This is a genomic window from Candidatus Ulvibacter alkanivorans (assembly GCF_003333325.1).
GTDB lineage: Bacteria > Bacteroidota > Bacteroidia > Flavobacteriales > Flavobacteriaceae > Ulvibacter_A > Ulvibacter_A alkanivorans.
On sequence record NZ_QOLC01000082.1, the window covers coordinates 79414 to 98861 of the forward strand.

20 protein-coding genes are annotated in these 19448 nt (G+C 41.0%); 10 read left to right on the forward strand and 10 right to left on the reverse strand.

Features of this window, described 5'->3' with window-relative positions:
• The first annotated feature begins 84 nt into the window (after positions 1-84).
• From miaB to groL, 7 genes are all read left to right on the forward strand, one after another.
• On the forward strand, positions 85-1566 hold the full coding sequence (gene miaB, locus DWA30_RS08195; RefSeq protein ID WP_114492054.1) for a tRNA (N6-isopentenyl adenosine(37)-C2)-methylthiotransferase MiaB: 1482 nt from the start codon (positions 85-87) through the stop codon (positions 1564-1566).
• 2 nt (positions 1567-1568) lie between these two features.
• Positions 1569-2870, forward strand: a complete 1302-nt coding sequence (locus DWA30_RS08200; RefSeq protein ID WP_114492055.1) for a sigma 54-interacting transcriptional regulator — start codon at positions 1569-1571, stop codon at positions 2868-2870.
• Between the two features lie 31 nt (positions 2871-2901).
• Complete coding sequence (gene lptE, locus DWA30_RS08205; protein ID WP_114492056.1) at positions 2902-3414, forward strand: LPS assembly lipoprotein LptE; 513 nt, start codon at positions 2902-2904, stop codon at positions 3412-3414.
• A gap of 4 nt (positions 3415-3418) precedes the next feature.
• Complete coding sequence (locus tag DWA30_RS08210) at positions 3419-4309, forward strand: DUF8458 domain-containing protein (protein ID WP_114492105.1); 891 nt, start codon at positions 3419-3421, stop codon at positions 4307-4309.
• Complete coding sequence (gene secG / locus DWA30_RS08215; protein ID WP_114492057.1) at positions 4306-4659, forward strand: preprotein translocase subunit SecG; 354 nt, start codon at positions 4306-4308, stop codon at positions 4657-4659. Before DWA30_RS08210 ends, secG begins: the two co-directional genes overlap by 4 nt.
• A 172-nt stretch (positions 4660-4831) precedes the next feature.
• Positions 4832-5107 (forward strand): co-chaperone GroES, encoded by a 276-nt coding sequence (locus tag DWA30_RS08220; RefSeq protein WP_114492058.1) that lies wholly within the window; start codon positions 4832-4834, stop codon positions 5105-5107.
• A gap of 72 nt (positions 5108-5179) precedes the next feature.
• On the forward strand, positions 5180-6817 hold the full coding sequence (groL, locus tag DWA30_RS08225) for a chaperonin GroEL (RefSeq protein ID WP_114492059.1): 1638 nt from the start codon (positions 5180-5182) through the stop codon (positions 6815-6817).
• Between the two features lie 286 nt (positions 6818-7103).
• Here groL and DWA30_RS08230 read toward each other — a convergent pair whose 3' ends face one another.
• The 9 genes from DWA30_RS08230 to xrtF form a co-directional block, all read right to left on the reverse strand.
• Complete coding sequence (locus tag DWA30_RS08230) at positions 7104-7862, reverse strand: heavy-metal-associated domain-containing protein (RefSeq protein WP_114492060.1); 759 nt, start codon at positions 7860-7862, stop codon at positions 7104-7106.
• Position 7863: 1 nt separating this feature from the next.
• Positions 7864-8607: an acetolactate decarboxylase gene (locus DWA30_RS08235; protein ID WP_114492061.1), complete on the reverse strand. Its 744-nt coding sequence runs from the start codon at positions 8605-8607 to the stop codon at positions 7864-7866.
• Between the two features lie 2 nt (positions 8608-8609).
• The gene (locus DWA30_RS08240) at positions 8610-9836 is read right to left on the reverse strand and encodes a permease (protein WP_114492062.1); all 1227 of its coding nucleotides are present in this window, start codon (positions 9834-9836) and stop codon (positions 8610-8612) included.
• A 60-nt stretch (positions 9837-9896) separates the two neighbouring features.
• A complete protein-coding gene (locus DWA30_RS08245) occupies positions 9897-10256 on the reverse strand; it encodes a heavy-metal-associated domain-containing protein (protein WP_114492063.1) in 360 nt (119 codons plus the stop codon).
• Positions 10257-10317: 61 nt separating this feature from the next.
• On the reverse strand, positions 10318-12552 hold the full coding sequence (locus DWA30_RS08250) for a TonB-dependent receptor (protein ID WP_114492064.1): 2235 nt from the start codon (positions 12550-12552) through the stop codon (positions 10318-10320).
• A gap of 112 nt (positions 12553-12664) precedes the next feature.
• Positions 12665-13069 carry an HYC_CC_PP family protein gene (locus DWA30_RS08255; protein WP_136073176.1) on the reverse strand — a complete coding sequence of 135 codons (405 nt, stop codon included), beginning with the start codon at positions 13067-13069 and terminating at the stop codon, positions 12665-12667.
• Positions 13070-13122: 53 nt separating this feature from the next.
• Positions 13123-13671, reverse strand: a complete 549-nt coding sequence (locus DWA30_RS08260) for a DUF3347 domain-containing protein (protein ID WP_136073177.1) — start codon at positions 13669-13671, stop codon at positions 13123-13125.
• A gap of 44 nt (positions 13672-13715) precedes the next feature.
• A complete protein-coding gene (locus tag DWA30_RS08265) occupies positions 13716-14162 on the reverse strand; it encodes an exosortase F system-associated membrane protein (RefSeq protein WP_114492067.1) in 447 nt (148 codons plus the stop codon).
• The gene (gene xrtF / locus DWA30_RS08270) at positions 14155-14700 is read right to left on the reverse strand and encodes an exosortase family protein XrtF (RefSeq protein WP_114492068.1); all 546 of its coding nucleotides are present in this window, start codon (positions 14698-14700) and stop codon (positions 14155-14157) included. Before xrtF ends, DWA30_RS08265 begins: the two co-directional genes overlap by 8 nt.
• A gap of 88 nt (positions 14701-14788) precedes the next feature.
• Here xrtF and DWA30_RS08275 point away from each other — a divergent pair, with 88 nt between their 5' ends.
• Positions 14789-15244 carry an XrtF-associated fRMsr-like GAF protein gene (locus DWA30_RS08275; RefSeq protein WP_114492069.1) on the forward strand — a complete coding sequence of 152 codons (456 nt, stop codon included), beginning with the start codon at positions 14789-14791 and terminating at the stop codon, positions 15242-15244.
• A 15-nt stretch (positions 15245-15259) separates the two neighbouring features.
• On the opposite strand, the gene DWA30_RS08280 is transcribed toward DWA30_RS08275, so the two are convergent.
• Positions 15260-16516: an ABC transporter permease gene (locus DWA30_RS08280; RefSeq protein ID WP_114492070.1), complete on the reverse strand. Its 1257-nt coding sequence runs from the start codon at positions 16514-16516 to the stop codon at positions 15260-15262.
• A 197-nt stretch (positions 16517-16713) separates the two neighbouring features.
• Here DWA30_RS08280 and purH point away from each other — a divergent pair, with 197 nt between their 5' ends.
• Both purH and DWA30_RS08290 read left to right on the forward strand, forming a co-directional pair.
• Positions 16714-18246: a bifunctional phosphoribosylaminoimidazolecarboxamide formyltransferase/IMP cyclohydrolase gene (gene purH / locus DWA30_RS08285; RefSeq protein ID WP_114492071.1), complete on the forward strand. Its 1533-nt coding sequence runs from the start codon at positions 16714-16716 to the stop codon at positions 18244-18246.
• Positions 18247-18311: 65 nt separating this feature from the next.
• Positions 18312-19340 carry a rod shape-determining protein gene (locus DWA30_RS08290; protein WP_114492072.1) on the forward strand — a complete coding sequence of 343 codons (1029 nt, stop codon included), beginning with the start codon at positions 18312-18314 and terminating at the stop codon, positions 19338-19340.
• The last annotated feature ends 108 nt before the right edge of the window (positions 19341-19448 follow it).

Genomic DNA, 19448 nt, shown 5'->3' on the forward strand with positions numbered 1-19448 from the left:
AAATGTATGAAAAAGAAGTCTGCCACTTTGTCACAAACTATAATTAAATTGTATCTTTGCCGTTGCTCACCACCACAGGTGAAAATGAAAAAAAGAACGGACGTTTTGAAAGAAGCTATAGAAGAAAAAGTGATCGATGAGAAGAAACAGGGTGAGTCCTTGGTTCTGGAAGCTAAAGAAGGGAATACCCGTAAATTATTTATAGAGAGTTACGGATGCCAAATGAATTTTAGCGATAGTGAGATCGTGGCCTCCATTTTGGCCAACGAAGGATTTAATACTACCCAACGATTAGAGGACGCCGATTTGGTCTTGGTAAACACTTGTTCTATTCGTGATAAAGCCGAACAGACCGTAAGAAAACGACTCGAAAAATACAATGCCGTTAAGCGAACCAATCCAAAAATGAAAGTCGGCGTACTTGGTTGTATGGCCGAACGCTTAAAAAGCAAATTCTTGGAAGAGGAGAAGATCGTCGATATGGTCGTGGGACCCGATGCATACAAGGACCTTCCTAATCTACTAAAAGAAGTAGAAGAAGGGCGCGACGCAGTGAATGTCATTCTTTCTAAAGATGAAACCTATGGTGACGTTGCTCCTGTGCGACTCGGCGGAAACGGCATTACCGCCTTTGTAAGCATTACACGCGGTTGTGACAATATGTGTACCTTTTGTGTTGTTCCTTTTACTAGGGGACGTGAGCGAAGTCGAGATCCCCAAAGTATCTTGGAAGAAGTGAACGATCTTGCAACTAAAGGTTATAAGGAGATCACATTGCTAGGCCAAAATGTAGATAGCTACTTATGGTATGGCGGCGGACTTAAAAAAGACTTTAAAAATGCATCTGAGATGCAACAGGCTACTGCGACCGATTTCGCACAATTGCTGGAACTTGTTGCAACGGCACAACCTAAGATGCGAATTCGCTTCTCCACTTCTAATCCGCAGGATATGAAAGAAGATGTGTTGCACGCCATCGCAAAGCACAAAAATATTTGCAATTACATTCATTTACCGGTACAAAGTGGAAGTACACGAATCCTAAAAGCAATGAACCGGCAGCATACACGTGAAGAATATATGGCGCTGATCGATAAGGTGCATGAGATCATCCCCGATTGTGCGATCTCTCAGGATATGATTACCGGTTTCCCTTCGGAAACAGAAGTGGACCATCAAGATACCTTGTCCTTAATGGAATATGTAAAATACGACTTTGGCTTTATGTTCATGTATTCGGAACGACCCGGAACCATGGCAGCCAGAAAACTTGAAGACGATGTTCCTGAAGCAGTTAAAAAACGCAGATTGGTAGAGATCGTAGATCTTCAACAAAAACACAGTGCGTTTCGCACCAAACAATTCTTAGGAAAAACTGTGGAAGTGTTGATCGAAAAAGAATCGAAAAAGAACGAGGACGAATGGAGCGGACGCACCCAACAAAATACGGTGGCCGTTTTCCCAAAAGAACATTATAAACCGGGCGACTTCGTCATGGTAAAGATTAATGAGTGTACTACTGCTACACTAATTGGAGAAGCAGTAGGTTATTCAGAGAATATGTAACTATGGAATCAGTTCAAGCAACCAAACAACGATTTGGGATCATTGGAAATGACCCAAAACTGAATCGTGCCGTAGAAAAGGCGATTCAGGTCGCACCTACCGATATATCGGTATTGGTTACAGGTGAGAGTGGTGTAGGAAAAGAAAGCATTCCAAAGATCATTCATTCCTTATCACATCGCAAACACGGAAAATACATTGCCGTTAACTGTGGTGCCATTCCGGAGGGAACCATAGACAGCGAACTTTTTGGACATGAAAAAGGAGCGTTTACCGGTGCTACTGCAACACGTAGCGGCTATTTTGAAGTAGCCGATGGCGGTACCATCTTTTTAGATGAAGTTGGTGAATTACCCCTCCCTACCCAAGTACGATTATTACGTGTATTGGAAAATGGCGAATTCTTAAAAGTTGGCTCGTCCAAGATCCAAAAAACTGATGTGCGCATCGTAGCGGCCACAAATGTAAAAATGGTGGAAGCCATCGATAAGGGAAAGTTTAGAGAGGACCTCTACTATCGTCTTAGTACGGTAGAGATCAATTTACCCCCACTACGAGAGCGCAGTGAAGACATCCATTTATTGTTTCGAAAATTTGCATCCGATTTTGCACAGAAATATAAAATGCCCACCATTAGGTTGGATGATGACGCGGCCGATTTATTGCTACAATACCGTTGGGGTGGAAATATTCGTCAATTGCGCAACGTAGCCGAGCAGATCTCTGTATTGGAACAAGAACGCGCTATTTCTTATACCACTTTGCGCAACTACTTGCCCGATGTAGGTAGTCAATTGCCTGCTGTGATCAACAACAAAAAACGAGAGAGTGACTTTAGTAGTGAGCGAGAAATTTTGTACAAGGTATTGTTCGATATGCAACGCGATGTGAACGATCTTAAAAAGTTAACCTTGGAGTTGATGAAGAGCGGCAATGCTTCAAAAGTAAAAGAAGAGAACTCGACACTTATTAATAAGATCTATTCTGAAGAGAACGACCACGAAGAAGAATTAGCGGCATTTGTCGATGACGAGACCACTTCCGAAGAACAAAAAGTAGAGGTGCTTGGCATCCCGTCGAATGCTTCGGAAAGCTATGATTCGGCACAAGGAAGAACCAAGAAAGACAATTACGATTTTGCCGAAGAGATCGAAGAAGAAGAAAATCTGTCGCTTCAAGAAAAAGAGCTGGAACTTATTAAGAAATCGCTCGAAAAATACAATGGAAAACGCAAGGATGCCGCCGAAGAATTAGGCATTTCCGAACGTACTTTGTACAGAAAAATAAAACAGTATAATTTGTAAAACGGTGGTTGTTCGCTAACAACCTTGGCCTATGGCACAAATAGCACGTATTGGAATATTTATCCTTTTATCGGTTATGATCCAAGGATGTAAGTTCTATTCGTTTACGGGAGCCGATATCGATTATTCGCAGACCAAGACGTTTCAAGTTAATTATTTTCAGAACAGTGCGCCTTTGGTGGAGCCGGGTATTGCGAGAGATTTTACCCAAAATCTGCAAAATCTATTGTTGAATCAAACGAGCCTAGATCTGGTTAATAACAACGGCGATCTTATCTACGAAGGCGAAATAGTTGAATATTACATCGCACCTATTACCGCCACCGCGCAGAGCACGGCAGCGCAAAACAGATTGACCATTGCTATTAATGTTCGTTTTTTTAATACAAATACACCTGATAAGGATTTTGAACAACGTTTTTCTTTCTATTTCGATTATCCGGGCAGCGCGCAGTTAACAGGCAGCCGACTCGATGAAGCGGTAGAAGTAATCTTTGAACGAATTACACAAGATATTTTTAACAAATCACTTGCAAACTGGTAAGCCTTTGAATACACAATCGTTTACATATCTACTTGCCAATCCACAAAAAATAAGTGGAGCGCACACCAAGGAACTCCATCAAGTGATAGAGAGCTATCCGTATTTTCAAACAGCTCGAGCATTACAACTCAAAGGGTTAAAACAGGAGAACAGCTTTTTATACAACGATGCGCTAAAGGTAACAGCTGCGTATACGACCGATCGCAATGTCTTGTTTGAATACATTACTTCGGAAAAATTTGTACAGCATGAGATCTCACAAGCCATTTTAGGCCATGAGAGTGAAGCTGAAACTTTAGAAGTGAAGTCTGAAGATCTAACCGAACAAGTGAGCTTAGAATTGGACAAACAGATCAAGGCCGAATTAAAAAAGGCCGAGGCGATCTTAAATCCGAAGCTCTTCGAACGTAAAGTAGCAGCCATACAAAGCAGTATTGAGGAGACCGAGACCAAGGAACAGCCTTCGGCAGCAGATACTTTAGAAATTGATGCGCCGTTGCCATTTACAAAGAAAGATACACACTCCTTTAGTGAGTGGTTAAAACTTTCGAAGGCCACACCCATAGATCGTTCTGAAACGGAAGACGATACTTCAGAAACAACAGATCAAGCCACTAAAGAGCGTAAATTTGAACTGATCGATAAATTTATTCAAGAGCGACCTAGGATCCTTCCGAAGGAATCTTCAGAAAAGAACACCGACCTGGCCGCCCCTTATACCGAGGCTTCCGATTCGTTAATGACAGAGACGTTGGCCAAGGTGTATGTGCAACAAAAGAACTATAAAAAGGCAATTCAAGCCTATAAAATTTTAATTTTGAAAAATCCCGAAAAAAGTGGTTTCTTTGCAGACCGAATTCGGGCCATTACTAAATTGATAAATACAGAACAATGAGTGCGTTTACAATATTTATGATCTTAATTATTATCGTTGCCTTTCTATTGGTCGTTGTGATCATGGTGCAAAACCCAAAAGGTGGCGGCCTATCTTCTTCGTTTGGAGGCGGTGGAACCCAGCAATTAGGAGGCGTTCAAAAAACTACCGACTTCTTGGACAAGAGTACGTGGACGCTTGGTGCGATCATGTTGGCATTGATCTTAGTATCGAACATTCCAATCATGGGAGGCTCTGCAGCCGAGACCCAATTGTTTGATGATAATGCCGTGGAAAATACAATTCCGGCAGAGAACACAACACCGGTCGATGCGGGAACTACAACCGATACTCAAGACGCAGAACAGTAGTCGCGAGATATAGTACATAATTATCAATGCCAGCTTGTCAGAAGCTGGCATTTTTTGTTTCAAAATGTCAGTTTTAATCCATTGGCATAATTTCTGACTATTAGGGATAGAAAGTAAAAAACTAAAGTTTAACCAAACCCGTTATAGGCGGGCAACTAAAATTATATTGAAAATGGCGTTAAAAATTCGACCTCTTTCAGACCGGGTTGTTATTGAACCTCAGGAAGCGGAAACCAAAACCGCATCTGGATTATACATTCCAGACTCTGCTAAAGAAAAACCACAGCAAGGTAAAGTTGTAGCTGTTGGTTCCGGAAAAAAAGACCATGACATGACCGTGAAAGTTGGTGATGTTGTACTATACGGTAAGTATTCCGGTAGTGAATTAAAGTTTGATGGCAACGATTACCTCATTATGCGTGAGGATGACATACTTGCGATCATCTAAACCTTTCAAAAAAAGTTTAACAAATACGTATAGTTGCAACCGCAACTATATAACTAATAAAGAATTTTTAAAATGGCAAAAGATATAAAATTTGATGTGGAAGCACGTGACGCGATAAAGCGTGGTGTAGATGCATTGGCAAATGCAGTAAAAGTTACATTGGGTCCAAAAGGGCGAAATGTTATTATTAGCAAATCGTTTGGAGCTCCTCAAGTAACCAAAGATGGTGTAACCGTTGCAAAAGAAATTGAATTAGAAGACGCGTTAGAGAACATGGGAGCACAAATGGTGAAAGAAGTTGCTTCTAAGACCAATGACCTTGCAGGTGATGGTACAACCACTGCTACTGTTTTAGCCCAAGCAATCGTAAAAGAAGGATTAAAGAATGTAGCCGCCGGAGCAAATCCGATGGACCTTAAACGCGGGATCGACAAAGCAGTCGAAGCCATCGTTAAAGACCTGGAAAAACAAACGACCAAGGTTGGAAATTCTTCCGACAAGATCAAACAAGTTGCGTCTATTTCGGCCAACAACGATGACCAAATTGGTGACCTAATTGCTAAGGCGTTCGATAAAGTTGGAAAAGAAGGAGTGATCACTGTAGAAGAAGCAAAAGGAACCGAAACCTACGTAGATGTAGTCGAGGGAATGCAATTTGACAGAGGATACTTATCTCCATACTTTGTTACCGACAGCGAGAAAATGCAGACCGAGCTTGAAAACCCGATGATCTTATTGTACGATAAAAAGATCTCTTCTATGAAAGATCTATTGCCTGTACTTGAGCCGGTAGCTCAGCAAGGTAAATCGTTATTGATCATTGCTGAAGATGTAGACGGTGAAGCATTAGCAACCTTAGTGGTGAACAAACTACGCGGTTCGTTAAAGATCGCTGCTGTTAAAGCACCCGGTTTTGGTGACCGAAGAAAAGCAATGTTAGAAGACATCGCAATTCTTACAGGTGGAACTGTGATTAGTGAAGAAAGAGGCTTTACGCTAGAGAATACTACCGTAGACATGTTAGGTTCTGCCGAAACAGTGACCATCGACAAAGACAATACGACCATCGTGAATGGATCGGGGAACAAGAGCGATATCAAAGGCCGCGTAAATCAGATCAAATCACAGATCGAAACTACGACTAGCGACTACGACAAAGAAAAGCTACAAGAGCGTCTCGCAAAATTAGCAGGTGGTGTAGCTGTGTTGTATGTAGGTGCTGCTTCCGAAGTAGAGATGAAAGAAAAGAAAGATCGTGTTGACGATGCCCTTCACGCAACGCGTGCCGCGGTAGAGGAAGGAATCGTAGCCGGTGGTGGAGTAGCTTTGGTACGTGCTCAAAAAGTACTTGAAAAGCTTACTACCGATACGTTGGATGAGTCGACCGGAATCCAGATCGTTGCAAAAGCAATCGAATCTCCATTGAGAACCATCGTAGAAAATGCCGGTGGTGAAGGTTCTGTTGTAATTAACAAAGTACACGAAGGCAAGAAACACTTTGGGTATGACGCCAAAACAGAGACCTATGTAGATATGCTGAAAGAAGGGATCATCGATCCTAAGAAAGTAACACGTATCGCATTAGAGAACGCAGCTTCTGTTGCAGGTATGATCCTAACAACAGAGTGTGCCTTGGTAGATATTAAGGAAGAGAACGCAGGCGGTGGCGGAATGCCTCCAATGGGCGGCGGAATGCCGGGAATGATGTAATGAACATCGTTCAAACTGCTATAAATATGAAAGCCACCTTTTGTAAAGGTGGCTTTTTTTTATTGTTCCAATTGAGGGTTTATCGAAATAAACCGAACACAAATTACTTCTTCTTAGAAGCAGTCTGTGGAGCCTTTTTAGCAGGAGCTTTCGCAGCTGCTTTCTTTGGTTGAGGCTTTCCGTTTGACTTAGCTATTGCCATAATGATCTTTTTAAAAGATGTAGTAAATGTATGCGAGAAACTGATTCGTGATACTTTTATTCTGAAATATTTAACTAAAATATATTAGCTATACATCCCAATAAGCATAACGATCGCCATAGCTAACATTATGGTGTTCTCGATAAAGGTCGCTTCGGTCATTGGCAGGTTGAGCGCAGTTCCTAAACACGCACAGCGAATTTTCTTTTTGCTCAGCAAGGTCCGGGTTACGCCTACCGTGGTAATTCCAAGTACAATAAGCGTAACAATCAAGGCAATCGTTACTTCCCAACGCATTAAGAACATAAGTCCCAATACAGTTTCAAGGAAAGGGTAGATCTTTCCGTAAAAAGGAAACACCTTAGCCAGCGGATCGTACATTCGAAACGATTCAGGAAACCCTTTAAGGTCTAGCATCTTGAAAAAGCTAAAAACAATATAGAACAATCCCATAAAGTCTAGCATGGCCTGGCTCGTATCCCAAGCTTCCCAATTGAGCAGCAGTGCTGCTATAGTTATATATGTCAGTATAAGCAATAATGGCTTTAACTGTTGAAGTTTGGTCTTTTCTTCGGAAGTTGAATTCGTTGTAGAATCTGTAGTATCGAAAATGTTCTGCTCGGGTTTGGTCTTCTCTTCGGAAACTTCTTCCATCGAATATTTTGGCGATAGTGCCTTTTGAAAGGTTTCGACCGCAATATGATGCTCCATGCTAATGGTAGCCATTTCGCTATCGAGATCGACTGTCACATGCTGCACACCGGAAACTTCGCTTAGTTCTTGCGTTACAGTTGCACGGCACCCATTGCATGTCATGCCTTTTATGTTGTATTGATGTGTCATTTTATTGTTCCGGTAATTTTAGGGTCATATTGCTTCCCAGGAAAATATAATCAACATGACCGGCCAGATTTACGGTCTCTGTTTTAAAATGCATGTGCAAGTTCGAATCGTGATGGGTAAATACTCCTTTATGCGCTTCAGAATAAAATCCTAAAATATCGATAAACTGATTTGCAAGCACACCATTAAGGCCAGAATCTAAATGACTCTGCCGATTGTGATTCGGATTGTTTTCATCCCAGTCTACAATATGCCAATTCAGTTTAGCAATAGGTCCTGAAAGCATAAACGGAAATGGTTTGCTTACATCCACTCCGGCTTCTTGGGCTGCCTGTTTAACGAAAATCGCAAACTGCCCGTCACTTTTTACCATAGCCGGCACCTTCACCTCTTTCCATTTAGGCACTTGTGCATAGACCAACATGGCAGCGTTGTCATCAAAGCTACGATCTATGTTTACCATCTCGTCTGTTTTCTCACTGTTATACGCCACCCCATTAAAGATCTGTATTTCGCCTTGTAACCCCTCTGCTGCTCCTAAAGCGTATAAGTTTGGAACTTCTTTCAGGTCGGTTAATGAAATGGTCGCGTCAAGCTCTCCTTTCATAATGGTTTGCAAAGAACCGGCGTATTGCACGCCTTCTACATGTACCGGCTTGTCTTGTTTCTTCGTTTCAGATTTACAACCAACCAAGGTCAAGATCATGATTACTAGGCTTGCAAATTGAGTGATTCTATAGTTCATAGTTAGTTAAAAAATTTTATGAGTAATCCTATCGCAAGCCAAAGATAACAAACCAGTGCTGCATATTTTAAAATAGCTTCTAACAGTTTACTTTTTGGAGCCATTTCTCCCATTTTATAGGAAACATCTGTTTTCTTGAAAAACCCGAGGTAGATTAAAATCCCGGTAATTGCCAAAAAGATACAGTTTAAATAGAAAGTATAATCGATCTTAAAATATTCACTATCGGTAATGGTCACTTGCGACGGATCGGGAAGCGCACCAAACAGATCGAAGGCATAATGCAACGTTATCGACGTTCCAATCAATGCAGTAAAAAGTAAGAACAAGATAAACAGTGACATTTTCCAGCCGTAATATTTTGCATTAATACGTAGCACGGGAAACACTACCAGGTCACTAAAAATAAAGGCCATTACTCCGGCAAAACTTACTCCTTTGCCAAACAACAAAGCAGCCAATGGAATGTTCCCCATCGAGCCAATAAAGGTTAAGAAAGCAGCTACCGGTCCTACGATCACATGCTCGAGTATTTCCCAAAAGGTAAAATCGGTAGTTCCTTGTCCACTGTTTATAAACAACGTCTTAAAGAAGGCATCGGGAACAAATGCAGCAACAATTCCTGCTATGGTAAAACCAACTGTTACATCTTTCCAGACCATCTTCCACTCCATCGCATATTGTCTAGAAACCTTAACCCAACCTTCGGTAGAACTAATTTTTTTCTTCCAATGGGTAGTTGTTTCGTCTTCTGATCCACTTTGTTGATCTTTTAGGTTTTCACGTGCTTTTTCGATCAACTTCTTCGGATTTATTAATCGGATCAACAACCAAACGAGCGCTATGAGTAACACTCCTCCGGCATATTCACCAACCACGAACTGCCAACCTAGAAATATGGAGATAATGATTCCTAATTCGATCACCAAATTGGTTGACGCTAAGAGAAACGCCATGGACGAAACAAAACTTGCTCCTTTCTTAAAAATAGATTTGGCCGAAGCCAATGCTGCAAAACTGCAAGAACTGCTAATAAATCCAAAGAACGTACCTAGCAGTACGCCCTTACCTTCATTGCCACCCATGGTTTTTTGCATGCGTTTTTCGGTAACGAAAATTTGGATCATTCCACTAATTACATACCCTAGGATAAATGCCCAAAGTGCCATCCAAAAGAATCCGGCACTGGTATAGGCAGCTTCACCCCATTGTTCTAAAAATGAGTTCATCGCTGCTCTATATGTCTAATGTTAGCAGAGTCTCGCATTGGTTGGCTTATCACGTTGTTCTTAGTTATTATCGTGGTCTTTTTTAACTTTTTCATCACGATACAAACAGCATGGATGCACACTGTTATAGGCTTCATCGGTTGCCTTTATGAGTTTTGTATCATGACCAACGTCGGCGATACTTTGACTTATTATCTTGAGGTCGGTCTTCCGCTCGTCATAGATCAGGTTGCATTGTTTGGTTTCTACATTCCAAACTGCCGACTTTACGCCCTTTGTACGAATTGCGGCCTTTTCGATTCGTTCTTTACACATTCCACAAACGCCATCGACTTCGATCGTAGCTCTCGCGTTTTTATCCTGTCCCATCGCAGTAACTCCAATGAGTGCGAATACCAAAATGACTATGTACTTTTTCATTGTTATTAATTTTATGTTCTCTTCGGAAAAGCTTTCCGAAGAAAGGTTATTAAATTACTTCTTATAATCGATATCTCAGTCCAATATAATAATTACTACCAAATATAGGACCATATACGAAGGTAGTGTCAAAATTCGACCCGAAAGGATTCTCAGGGTCAATTATGGGGTTGTTTTGTGTTTCATTGGTAAAGTTCTCCCCTCCTAAATAAATTTCAAAACTAGGACTAAACACTTTCGTTACTTGCGCATTAAAAGTGCCCAAAGCGGGTGAAAATTCAGCCCGTCTAAACCCTATCGGATTTGAATCTGTAGAAGGATATCGCTGTTCGCCAAGCCAGTTATACGTTAGGTCAAATTTCCACTGACTGCCTTTATCTTCATTTAACGGCGTTTCGTAAGCGATATTAGCAAAGACCCTATGACTTGGTGTCAAGGGTTTTTCCAATCGGCCTGCTAAATAATCCGTTTTCACATCATAGAACTTGTATGCCGTGCGAATATCTAGATCTCGTGTAAGACTGTAATCAAGTTCTACTTGAAAGCTATTCGCATAGCTGCTTCCGTCCAGATTATAAAACCTAATACTGTTAGTATCTTCCCAGTCTACGATCACTTGATTCTGAAAATCGGTACGGTAAAAATCGAATGAAACGTTTGCGCGTCGCTCAAAAAGATCGAATCCTTGTAAGAATGAAACGCCATAATTCCATGCAATTTCAGGATCGAGTCCATAAATTTCACCTTCGGTATCTAAGATAATGATCTCTCGATTGGTTGAAAACAGTGATTGGTTTTCCACAAAAATGTTGGCACTTCGTTTCCCTCTTCCTGCAGAAACTCGGAATGCTGCTTTCTCCCATGGTGTATATCGTGCATGAAGCCTTGGCGTAACGAAGGTGCCTAACAAGTTATGTACATCTGCACGAATACCGGCGGTCATTGTAAAATCTTCAAGATCGTCGTAGGCATACTCAAAAAAGGCACCTATCGAGTTTTCAACCCTACTATAATCGGTAGATTCTACGATCTCGTCATAATCCTCATAAGTTGCCGTGAGCCCGGTTCTGAACACGTGTCTTGAGTCGCTAATGATCGACTTGATTTGGGCATTGGCATAAAAACTTTCATGTTTAACATCATAAGGTCGTAACCCAAAATAACTCTTCTGGTCATGGTTGCTATACGCCAGTTGTAATCCTAAGCTCTGATATGGGATATTAGGAAAGACATAGCCGAGTTTTGCTTCAAGACCGTAATGTTTGGTATCGATCTCACCTCCCCAAGCGTTCATTGTGCCACGGTCTTCTTCCGGATCAAAATCGGTTTGCCCTATTTGCTTGTCATCGGTCATAAATCGCAAACCTAAAAACCCAACAAACCCTTTTTCACTATCGGTGTATTGCCAACGATTCATTACATTTAGTTGTTGCGCTAAGGGCGTGTCTAAAAGACCATCCTCATTTTGATCATTCTTTACACCTCTATAATTCCCATGCACGTATAAACCGGTATCCCACTTCTCGCTAATTTTTGTATTGAGGTGGGTATTGAGTTCGGTTCGCCCGTTCAACGCGCCATAGGCATTCACAAAAAGGGGATCATCAGTTTGGGGTTTTACAAATTCTGCATTTATCTGACCTGCGATACTCTCAAATCCGTTGATAACACTTCCAGCACCTTTGGTGATCTGAATACTTTCTACCCAAGTACCCGGTATAAAACTAAGTCCGTGCGCTTGTCGCGCGCCTCGAATTGCCGGTATGTTTTCCGTAGTAATTAATATATATGGGTTGGTTAATCCCAACATTCGAATTTGCCGAACACCGGTAACGGCATCGGCAAAATTCACATCGATAGAAGGATTCGTTTCAAAGCTTTCTGAAAGGTTACAACATGCTGCCTTTAGCAGCTCGGCACTGCTAATATTAATCTTGTTCTCGGCAGCAATAAAGGAACGTGCTGTCGCCTTTTGTCTTGAGGTGATCGTGATTTCATCAAGATCTGCCTTCGACCGTAACACGTGCCTGATCTTTTTCGGATTAGCAACTGTTAGTGTATCTGTTTTGTAGCCGACATAACTAATTACCAACTGATTTCTTCCTTGTTGGAACGGAAGTTCGAACATGCCGTCAAAATCTGTCACATCTCCCACATTAGAGCCCAACCAAAATACGTTGGCTCCGTCTAACGGGTATTCTTTATTGTCACGTATCTCTAACACTATGCCCTCAACTTTCTCTTGAGCAGTACTAGCGAGTGAGATAAAAAATAGTATATAGATAAGTTTCCTCATTTACAAGTCTTCTTTACTTGATTCAATTTTAAAATTCAATGTCTACAAAGTGCGTTGGCGTCAACAAGTGAAGCACAAGCTAAGAACGCCTAAAGCGTAACATCAAAAAGAATCAAATAAGGAAAGTCTCGTAAAGAATCTGAAGATCTTTTACGACCAGAGGCGGACCGTCCTCGGTCACCTCTATATTTTGTGTAAGGAAGTTATTAGCTTCGGTGAGTTCGTAGTTCGAAACTATATAAAAAATGAAAGGAGCATCTATTGTTACATCGAAAGAAACTTTCGTAAAAGTATCGTCCGTTTCAACCTGCGTATATTGATTGTCGCAACAATTATGAGCAATATCCTCATCGTCGCAGATGGGGACCTCCATCACCATCCCGCATGACAACTCCTTTTTCCCCAAGGTAATTTCCGAAAGCATTTCGTACTCACCACAAAAATGTTGGGCGTACGAAATACCTGTACTGCTCGCAAGCAGCATTAGAGATAATACTATGGAAATTACTCGTTTCACCTGTATAAAATTAAAGCAAAAAACGCAGCATGTAATGCTGTTATTTGTTAAAACTACTCGATTCTAGCATCGATACGACCGCATTTCAACATTTTATCGCCAAAATATGGATTCCGAATTTCTTTGCTTTCACTTAACCAATACGCACCTGTATTATTAAAAGCCATTGGGCAGTATTGCTTGTAGACAACTCCCGATTCGATAGCACCCTCTAGCATGGCCTCTACGGCGGTAGTTACTACTACAAATGCAGCGCGTTGTTCTTCAACATCATCACTTTCAACAATATTCTGCGCAGCTTTCATCGCCTCTTGATCTGCATCATTGTTGCTCATAGCGGTTAAAAGGTTAGAAGCTTCTACCGAGGCTTGTTTGGCATCGGTATTCACTAAAGCAGTTTTAAGTTGAACGTATTGTTTGAACACATCCCCAATCTCGGCGTCACTGAATGAAGCATCGATACTAGCAGCGGTTTCTTTACTTTTTTCTTGTGTCGTTTCTACCGTTTTAACTTCCGGCTCATTCTCTTGTTTCTTATCCGATTTACAAGCAGAAATGATTAAAAGTAGCATAGCTACGGAAAGTATATAGGTCTTTTTCATCTTTATTTTTTTTAATTGAAAAGCAAAGATACTTAATTTCAAAATTATTTCTTAGCGATCTTTCCGAAGCCTTGTTTCTGAAGGTAAAAAGCTGGGAGTAATAAAAGTAGAAATAACGGTTGGATCAAGAATCTTCGAACGTAGAATAAAAACATATGCGGCCCTTCTTCCGAAGTAAATAAGAGCACACAAAATAGCGCAAATAACAGCACAAATGCGAGGCCGTAGATAACACCGGAAATCTTTAAGATACCGCCGTCTTTGAACACTACCCAAAGAATGATCAATGAAATAAGAGTGTTAAGTATAAATCGGAACACAAGATGCACTAAAAGTCTAACGGTCTCAAATTCGGGCAACGCCTTTGTACTATGGTCGTGCTTAAAAAAGTCGAGCAAGGGATCGTAGAATAATACATCTTCAAATATTCGCACTACTACAAGGAGCGCGAGTAACAGTACTATGACCACTATTTTTAGAAGCTTATTCATATTTTTTTGGCTTAACCAATCGCACCCAAAGCATCCATAGCAAGAAAACCATCCCGTAGATCAAGCCTGGAAATACCACCCCATGAAGCACCTCTTTATATTGTGGATAATGATATAATGAAACCGCCAAGATCACAATGCGAATTATATTAGTAGAATAGATCAGCACTGCACCAGCTAAGATAAACAATGCCGTCTTCTTAAGTTGTTGGGCAAAAGCAACCACAAAGGCGGTAAATAGTATTATGATACTTATGGCATTACACCCTTCAATTATTCTTGCAATATACTTTCCTCTTACATAGAGCTCCATTAACGGCTGTGATTCACTTGGGCTCACGGTTGCCGCATATCCAAGTCCTTCTAAAATGTCGCTACACTGTCTTGCTACTAAATGTGTAATGAGGTCGGGTGCATACTGCCCTCCTTTCGACATGGACAAATAGAGGGCGTAACAAGCCGTTAGCAGTAGGTAGGTCCCCAAAAAGAGAAGAATAAAGCGAACGACCGATTTATATTTTAGAAACAGTTCCTTCAAAGGAGAAAATTCAGTTTTAACAAAAATACAGCATTTCAATTTGGCAATTCTAGCGCTTTTAAAATACTTTTACTGAAAATAACATATTATGCCTTTTGACAGCCTTCGCCCCAAAGTATCTACAATTCTAGCAAACGAGAATGAGTCTGTAGACCAACGACTTACTGAGATTTGCGAACTTCTACAAGCCTCTATAGGATATTATGATTGGGTAGGGTTTTATTTTGCCAATGAAGAGACACGTACGTTGCATCTAAGAGCTTTTGCAGGCGAGCCTACCGAACATACGGTCATCCCGTTTGGAAAGGGGATTTGCGGACAAGTAGCAGAAAGTAATGAGAATTTTGTCGTAGCCGATGTAAAGGCGCAGAACAATTACATAGCCTGTAATATGTATGTAAAGGCGGAGATTGTAATTCCACTATTCAAGGATGGAAAAAATATTGGGCAGATCGATATCGATTCTCATATGGCCGATCCTTTCTCTTCGGAAGACGAGCGTTTTCTAGAATGGGTTAATCAAGAAGTTGCCGACATTCTTTAACAATTATCGTATCGCTTACATCCCTGTACGAATGGCCTCTACAGGATCTAATCGCGATGCCGATATCGCCGGAAGTATACCGGAAATAAGACCAATTACAGCCGATATCGCGGTACCAATAAACATGTTCCAAGGGGAAAGCACAAATTGGAAGTCGCCGGTAAACTGGGATGCCAATATCGAAATAATGAATACCAAGAATAGTCCAATTAATCCTCCAATAATCGCTAAGATAACCGCTTCGAACAAGAATTGAAGTAGTATGAACTTATTCTTAGCTCCTAATGATTTTTGAATTCCTATAAGGTTGGTTCGCTCTTTTACGCTCACAAACATGATGTTGGCGATTCCGAAGCCACCTACTAATAAGGAAAACCCGCTAATTACAAGACCAATAATATTCATTTGGCCAGTGATATTGTCTATAAAATCGGCAAGGCCTTGCAACTGGTTTACAAAAAAAGTATCCACCTCATCGGGTTTAAGTCCGCGTGAGAGGCGCAATTTTTGTTTTAGCACGGCAATAAATTCGGCATTGTCCACGTCTTTTTCAGGCTTGATAATAATTTGTGGAAAGGTAGATTTATTATTATCGCCAAAGATCTTTCGAACCACATTTACCGGCAAAATGGCTACCGTATCTTTAGAGTCACCAAACAACCCTTTCCCTTCTTTCTTCAATACACCGATCACAGTGAATTTTCGACCATAGAGACGAACTTTTTTACCAACGGCTTGATCGGAGCTACCAAACAATGAATTTGCAATCTCATCGCCCAGCACCAGCACATCGCTACCACTAACCGATTCGGCTTCATTAAAGAATCTACCTTGTGCCAATTGAAGCGCTTCAATATCGTAGTATTCGTGTGTTACCGCACCAATATTGACATTAGACACTGTATTATCGTTATATTTCATCGTCTCTTGAGGCACATTAAGTGCAAAAGAGGCGGCTTCCATATTCGGTACTGTACGTTTTAAATATTGGTATTCATCGTAGGTTACATCTGGGAATTGTTGCCATTTCCATCGTGGCACCTCTGTGGGACCAAATGAAAATCGCATGATAATGATTGTACTATTATCAAGCGAGCTTATACTACCTTCAATTTCTTTCTTTAACGAGTCTACCGCTGCCAACACCGCGATAATTGAGAAGATCCCGATGGTTACACCCACTAGTGACAAAAAGGTTCTTAACTTATTGTTCTTAAGCGCGTTGATCGCAAAGTTGAAACTTTCCTTTAATACGCGAAGATAGATGAGCATACTGTTGGTTTTATTTTGATTTTCCCAATTTTTACTTCGGAAAAAATAGCTATTATAAAGTTATGAAAAGTATGACGCTTTCTGTTAACATATGTTACAAAAATCTTGTGTAATTACTTACTTTTGCAGAAGTCTATAAGCAGGACAATCAAAGATTTGCCATTTAGCAAACTGTAATTCATTCTATTCATTCAATTATGAGCGACAAAAAAAAGATCACATCCGCCTTGGTATCGGTATTTCACAAGGACGGATTGGAACCTATTATTAAAAAATTAGACGAATTAGGAGTCACCTTGTATTCTACCGGTGGCACTCAAAAATTTATCAATGACCTAGGAATAAAAGTCATTCCGGTAGAAGATGTAACCGATTACCCATCAATTTTAGGGGGACGAGTTAAAACGCTACACCCTAAAGTGTTTGGTGGTATTTTAAATCGGCAAGATAATGATAGTGATGTTCGCGAGATGGGACAGTACAACATTCCACAGCTTGATGTTGTGATCGTAGATCTATATCCATTTGAAAAAACAGTAGCTTCGGGTGCTTCGGAAGAAGACATTATTGAAAAAATAGACATAGGAGGTATCTCATTAATTCGTGCAGCTGCCAAGAATTATAAAGACACACTTTGCGTTTCATCCATGGAGGACTATGAAGCTTTCTTAGCGTTACTTTCCGAAGAAAATGGTGAGACCAGCCTAACCGATAGAAAAAAGTTCGCTGCCAAGGCTTTTAACGTGTCCTCACACTACGACACGGCGATCTTCAATTACTTTAACGCAGATCGTAGCATCCCTGCACTAAAAATTAGTGAAACCAATGGTAAGGTACTTCGGTATGGTGAGAACCCACATCAGAAAGGATATTTCTTTGGAGATTTTGACGCCTTGTTCGATAAACTCCACGGAAAAGAACTAAGTTATAATAACTTACTGGATGTAGATGCAGCGGTGAACTTAATGAGCGAATTTACAGGAGAAGACCCTACGTTCGCTATTCTGAAGCACAACAATGCCTGTGGCTTGGCACAAAGAAACTCCGTGTTAGAAGCCTATAAAGATGCTTTGGCAGGTGATCCTGTTTCGGCCTTTGGCGGTATTTTAATAAGCAATGTGGAGATCGATGCTGAAACGGCTGCTGAAATTCACAAATTGTTTTGCGAGGTCGTGATTGCACCTTCTTTTTCCGAAGAAGCCCTCCCTATATTAAAAGGCAAGAAGAACCGAATTTTGTTAGTGCAAAAAGAGGTGGATCTACCCGAGACTACTGTACGAACTTGTTTAAACGGTGCATTGGTACAAGACAAGGATTCTAATACCGATACAGCAGAAAATTTAACACAAGCCACGCATACTAAACCAACTTCAAAAGAGTTAGAAGATTTGTTATTTGCCTCAAAGATCTGCAAGCATACTAAATCGAATACCATCGTATTAGCAAAAGGAAAACAACTTTGTGCTAGCGGGACCGGACAAACTTCACGTGTAGATGCGCTTCGCCAAGCCATCGAAAAAGCAAAGTCGTTTAAGTTCGACCTTCAAGGAGCGGTCATGGCTAGCGATGCATTTTTTCCGTTTCCGGATTGTGTAGAAATTGCCGACAACGCAGGAATAACAGCAGTGATCCAGCCCGGAGGCTCCATTAAGGATGAACTGAGTGTGGATTATTGCAATAATAATGACATGTCTATGGTATTTACCGGAATACGTCATTTTAAACATTAAAAATACTATTTTTGTGAAAGTGCTAAGGCACAACAGTTTTAATTTCAATACCGCCAACAAAGCTTATGGGATTTTTTGACTTCTTAACCGAAGAAATAGCTATCGACTTAGGGACCGCCAATACGCTTATCATTCATAACGATAAAGTAGTTGTGGACGCCCCCTCAATCGTAGCCAGAGACCGAACTTCGGGAAAAATTATCGCCGTAGGGCGTGAGGCTGCTATGATGCAGGGTAAAACCCATGAGAACATTAAAACCATTCGACCTTTAAAGGATGGGGTAATTGCCGATTTTGACGCAAGTGAGAAAATGATCAATATGTTCATTAAAGACATTCCTGCGTTAAAGAAAAAATGGTTGACGCCTTCGTTGCGAATGGTAATTTGTATTCCTAGTGGGATCACAGAAGTGGAGATGCGAGCGGTAAAAGAAAGTGCCGAGCGCGTAAATGGTAAAGAAGTCTATTTGATTCATGAACCTATGGCTGCTGCCATTGGTATTGGCGTAGACATCATGCAACCTAAAGGTAATATGGTTGTTGATATAGGTGGAGGAACCACAGAGATCGCAGTGATCGCTTTAGGAGGAATCGTTTGTGATAAATCGGTTAAAATTGCCGGTGACGTATTTACCAATGATATTGTGTACTATATGCGTACACAGCACAATCTATATGTAGGTGAGCGTACGGCGGAAAAAATAAAAATTCAAATCGGTGCGGCTACCGAAGACCTCGAACTTCCCCCCGAAGAAATGTCGGTACAAGGACGAGATCTCTTGACCGGAAAACCAAAACAGGTGCAAACATCCTATCGAGAAATTGCGAAAGCACTAGATAAGTCGATCTTACGTATAGAAGATGCGGTAATGGAGACCTTGTCGCAAACCCCTCCCGAATTAGCAGCCGATATTTACAATACCGGGATTTATCTTGCCGGCGGAGGTTCGATGCTACGTGGACTCGATAAGCGATTGTCTCAAAAAACCGATCTGCCCGTGTATATAGCCGAAGATCCGTTGCGTGCCGTGGTACGTGGAACGGGAATTTGTCTTAAAAATATCAATAAGTACAAAAGTGTCTTGATAAAATAATGGCTGTAGTATAACCTGGCTGCTGTATTTTTATAATTAGAACCATTATCGAAGATCACCGGAAACAACAAACCTGATGCGCTATGTTGCATCTTAAATTTAGAACAT